Source organism: Paenibacillus phytorum, assembly GCF_013141715.1.
Classification (GTDB): Bacteria; Bacillota; Bacilli; order Paenibacillales; family NBRC-103111; genus Paenibacillus_E; species Paenibacillus_E phytorum.
The window spans coordinates 1-4,482 of sequence record NZ_WHOA01000210.1 but is presented as its reverse complement, the minus strand read 5'-3'; the positions used below and the strand labels follow the sequence as shown (position 1 = coordinate 4,482).

Below are 4,482 nucleotides of genomic sequence, written 5' to 3'. Positions count from 1 at the left end.
GAACAGAGCAGATCACATAGGTGGTCTGCTCTTTCATTGAGTTAACGGGCAGGATTTGTTAATAACAAATACCGACAAGAATAAATTGAACGGTTGCTTACTGCTCTGAATACTATTCAGCGGAGGTGATAGTTCTGTTAGAAATTGAGAAGGTTAAGGAGAATCTTATCCGATTAAATGAGAAGTCTGAAGCACAAAGTCTACTTCTCCTAATATACACAAGGCTAGATACAGCAATAAATGGAACTGGTGGAGATGGAGTTATTAAAAAGACTGCGATGGATTTGTTTTAAACTTTATAAAAGTTCAATGGATATCCGTAATGAAACAAGCTCCTGCATCGGCAGGATCTTGTTTCATTGGCCTTTTTATCCGTGCTTTCGTTATGTTCTAAACTGCTGATTAGCGGAACGGGTTTCTTTTGTAAACAGGAATCCAGATTTCGCTTTTATATCCTGTATTACCAGTATCCTTGTTTTCTGTAAATAGAATCTCAGGACCCTCTACTACTTGATAATTAGATGAAGGAAACCATTCGGCATAGATTTGTCCCCATACTTCCTGTATTCTACGAGGACTACCAAGCACCGTGAAGATAGCCCATGTAGATGGTGCAACATCTATAGAATCCAAACCTAATAAATCTTTTTTTGTTGTTGCTACACCAATAAGATGATCTAATTTAGCCTTTTCCTCATTTTCTCTTTCCCTAAAATGAAATGAAGCATTATATCCGCCTAAAGGCTCCACGTTTGAAAGAGCTTTCAGCTTGGAGTAAACCTCATCTGTTATTTTCGTCAACATTTCTGTTATAAAAGGATTTTCTCCTTTATATACGAGAGGGATTGTTTCTTTTATACCTACAATCGTAAATGCCTCTTTTTTTTCAATTCGATAATTCAATTCACTTCCGCCTGTAATGGTTAATTGAAAAGTCATGCGTGGAAAAGATTTTAAGGATTTTCCCGTTTTATTAACCTCGGAAGGGTTAACACCATGCAATTGATAAAAAGCTTTCGTGAACGAATCTGGTGAATGGTAGCCATACTTGATGGCAACATCGATTACTTTCCTATGTTGACCTTTTAATTCAAAACCAGCCATGGTTAACCGTCTTCTTCTAATATATTCAAGTAACGTAATGTCTGCTAAATAGGAAAACATTTTTTTGAAATGAAATTCTGAGCATCGTGCAATTTTTGCTACTTCAGCCATATCTATCTCATTTTCGAGGTTCTTCTCAATATAAGTTAAAGCATCGTTCATATCCTTTAGTAAATCCATATCTTCCACATCCTATCCCTGATTATCATACCTGATATCAAAGAAATGCTCCCGACAATTCGTATCTAATGTTTATCGGATCTTTTCTCTAACTAAGTTTAATGCTGTAGATCCGACCAAAACAATATCAGTTTTGTCGGGAACGGTGATGCCAAAGTTGCTAATATTTGTTTAAGAAGGAGAGAAAATTGGGCTGAGATTTTACAAGTTGCTGCGTCATTGCATTTGCGATTAATAAAAGTATTCCCACTAAGTCTCAAGGGGCTGCACCCTACATCTATGTTTTCGAGAAGGTTTAATACAGAAATTTGAAAGGTTGGTAAATAGTGAACTACCGATTTGTGTCTAAGGAATCCTTCAAGATTGTCGGTATTAAAGAGACTGCACCAATACATAAAAATGGTGTCTTTGTTCCGGGTATTGATCAAACAACATATAAAGATATGCAAACTTATTTTGAGCAAGTATCTATGGAAAAAGTAGATGAAATTCTGTATATAGCAGTCGACCATGCAGACGATTTAGTTGACTATTATATTGGGTTTGAAACAACGGCAGAATGTCCTAATTTTATTGTAGAGTTGATAATTGCTAAGCAAGAGTGGGCAGTTTTTGAACTTTCTTCAACATCACCTCGTGCATTGTATAACACTTGGTATTATTTATTTTCAGAATGGTTTCCTACAAATGGATACGAGCTTGTGGAAAATGCACAGTTTTTCCGAATTATAATAGTGGATGCCCTATATGAGCTATGGGTTCCAGTCGCAAGAGGCAAATCGTAATCATTATTTAAATGGAGACGAGGAACGATGATTTATGAATATGAAATTGAGAAAGAGGATTATAGTGATTTTGCAAGTGGCAGGGTGTTACATAATGCTCCAAATACAACGGCATTTCCTGTCAGGTTAGGTAAGGAGATTATGTTTAGATGTTTAACTCAATTAAGGACCGATAAAAACTTAATTCTGTATGACCCATGTTGTGGTGGTGCACATCTATTAACGTTCATTGGCTTTCTTTACAGTGAACACTTAGCCGCAATCTATGGATCGGATATTGATGAACAGGTCCTTGAATATGCAAAACGAAACTTAAACCTTTTAACTGAGGAGGGTCTTCTTGCAAGAAAGGAACAGCTCCAAAGGGATTATGATCTTTATCAAAAAGAATCTCATCTGAATGCCTTGGAAAGTGTAGAGCGTCTTGAAAGGTTAAATCAAACAGCCGTAAAACAATTGCAATGTTTTCCCTTTAATATTGCGGGTGTTACACGCCCCCCAATACAAAACGTCAATGTAGTCTTTACAGACTTACCTTATGGGAATATTGCCTATTGGAAGGGATCTAATGACAATCAAATACAACAAATGCTTACTAATATTTATCAAATATTGGACTTAAACAATTCGATCGTTGGCATCGTTTGCGATAAAAAACAAAAAGTGATGAATGGAGGTTTTGAAAAAATTCATGCTTTTAATCATGGTAAGCGAAAGATAACATTTTTGAAGCCATACATCTGATTCGTTAAACACTAGCCCTTGCTCTTACGAAAGTAACGGGGATCATATAAAACCTGGAGCCCCTTAAGTCAAAGGAAAAAGGATGGGAATTGATGACTGTATACGAAAAACCAACATTGGAGACTTCGCAAGTGGAAGTTGTGCTGAGTAAATATTTTGAATCGAAAGTGACTGGGGTAACGCCATTAGAAGGGGGAAACTTAAGCGCTGTATTCTCCTTCTCGGTTTTAGATAAGGAACACGTTATTAAATTTAGCGATTTAGCAGGGAGTTTTGAAACGGAAAGATTTATTTCAAATCTCTTATCATCCCAGGGGGTTCCGTTTCCTCCCTGTTGCGGGCTAGGTAAATTCCAATTATTGGACTATCTCATTTCTGAAAAGATCAGTGGACACAACTTGGCAAGCTGTTCTCCTGAGCAACAACGCCACTTGCTTCCGGAGGTCATTCAGTTGTTAACAAGAATGAACCACGCTGAGTTAGGCGAAACAATCGGTTATGGCATGATAAATCCTGGCGGGAATGGTACGTATAACTCATGGAATGAATATGTAATCGCCGTTAACGCAGAGGATCAGGCGGGCACCTTCTGGGATGGTTGGTACAGCTTGTTCAAAACTTCTTGTCTTGAAAAAGATGTGTTCGATGAATGTTATAACCGCTTATTGGCTTACTCGAGCTATAATGAACCACATCGCTATTTTATTCATGGTGATTTCCATCAGTTTAATATTTTATCTGATGGCCAACGTATAACCGGCATTATTGACAGTAATGGTAAATATGGCGATTTTCTTGTCGACCTTGCAACATTAGACTGGCACTTAAGGACACTTGATGTGATTCAGGAATATCAGAATTATCAGCAACAGATTGGCATTACTATTCCTAATTTTGAGGAAAGAATAATTGGTGCTAGGTATTATAATGGATTGATTGGATTACGCTTCTATGCAAAGATGGGCTGGAAGGATGCTTATTTCGGACTTCGCGAAGAGCTTTTAAGCTTGACCAATTAAATAGGACGATAGAATTCCGCTAATGGATACGTTAGTTAAATGCAGACACAACGGTAGCCGGCAGCCGAACGGTTAACAACTTCAGCTGCAATCTTGGGAAGTTGGCTATAAAATCCACCATTTTTCATTCGTCGTATTCATGTAAGGACAAAATTCAAGTGGAAAGGTTGTTAAACTTATGGGAGCACAAATTCACTCTTATTTGATGTCGGAGGATGCAAGAGGTCAGGCGAATTTTTACGTCGAGTCACTCGGTGGCGAAATTCAGTTTCTCACCACATTCGGTGAGACGCCGGGAACACCCAAGGCGATGAAGGATAAAGTCATGCATTTGGCTTTGACAGTGGCGGGCACGAATACGTTAATGATTTCCGATTCATTCGAACCGGTTTCGTATAACCGCAGCATCAGTATTTCCTTGAGCTATGACGATGTGTCAGAGGCCAATACGGCATATGCCAAGCTAAGCGAGGGCGGCGAAAGCAAGTATCCTTTTGCTCCTCAGCCATGGGGTGCTTATTATGGAGAAGTCGTAGATAAATTCGGTGTCACGTGGATGATTACCAAACAGTAAGCTTTCGGAAGGTATGTTCGAGGGTCCCGTGGAAAGAAAAACGGTTAGAATACTCATTTAATTTATAACTCAACTA

General features: G+C 38.3%; 5 protein-coding genes. 4 read left to right on the top strand and 1 reads right to left on the bottom strand.

The genetic code is table 11. From position 1 onward, the window contains the following. Window positions 1-402 precede the first annotated feature (402 nt). Window positions 403-1,284, bottom strand: coding sequence for an AraC family transcriptional regulator (locus GC098_RS30045; RefSeq protein ID WP_171647146.1), 882 nt, complete (start codon window positions 1,282-1,284; stop codon window positions 403-405). A gap of 326 nt (window positions 1,285-1,610) precedes the next feature. On the opposite strand from GC098_RS30045, the gene GC098_RS30040 reads away from it, so the two are divergent. The 4 genes from GC098_RS30040 (at window position 1,611) to GC098_RS30025 (ending at window position 4,406) form a co-directional block, all read left to right on the top strand. Then, complete coding sequence (locus tag GC098_RS30040) at window positions 1,611-2,069, top strand: GyrI-like domain-containing protein (protein ID WP_171647144.1); 459 nt, start codon at window positions 1,611-1,613, stop codon at window positions 2,067-2,069. 27 nt (window positions 2,070-2,096) lie between these two features. Continuing rightward, window positions 2,097-2,813 carry a hypothetical protein gene (locus tag GC098_RS30035; RefSeq protein WP_171647143.1) on the top strand — a complete coding sequence of 239 codons (717 nt, stop codon included), beginning with the start codon at window positions 2,097-2,099 and terminating at the stop codon, window positions 2,811-2,813. Between the two features lie 92 nt (window positions 2,814-2,905). Continuing rightward, window positions 2,906-3,832, top strand: coding sequence for a phosphotransferase family protein (locus GC098_RS30030; RefSeq protein WP_171647141.1), 927 nt, complete (start codon window positions 2,906-2,908; stop codon window positions 3,830-3,832). Between the two features lie 178 nt (window positions 3,833-4,010). Continuing rightward, on the top strand, window positions 4,011-4,406 hold the full coding sequence (locus GC098_RS30025; RefSeq protein WP_171647139.1) for a VOC family protein: 396 nt from the start codon (window positions 4,011-4,013) through the stop codon (window positions 4,404-4,406). The last annotated feature ends 76 nt before the right edge of the window (window positions 4,407-4,482 follow it).

Bases quoted from the DNA above. Each gene is read 5' to 3' on its own strand.
- GC098_RS30045 (WP_171647146.1), bottom strand. From the start codon at position 1,284: ATGGATTTACTAAAGGATATGAACGATGCTTTAACTTATATTGAGAAG.
- GC098_RS30035 (WP_171647143.1), top strand. From the start codon at position 2,097: ATGATTTATGAATATGAAATTGAGAAAGAGGATTATAGTGATTTTGCA.
- GC098_RS30030 (WP_171647141.1), top strand. From the start codon at position 2,906: ATGACTGTATACGAAAAACCAACATTGGAGACTTCGCAAGTGGAAGTT.
- GC098_RS30025 (WP_171647139.1), top strand. From the start codon at position 4,011: ATGGGAGCACAAATTCACTCTTATTTGATGTCGGAGGATGCAAGAGGT.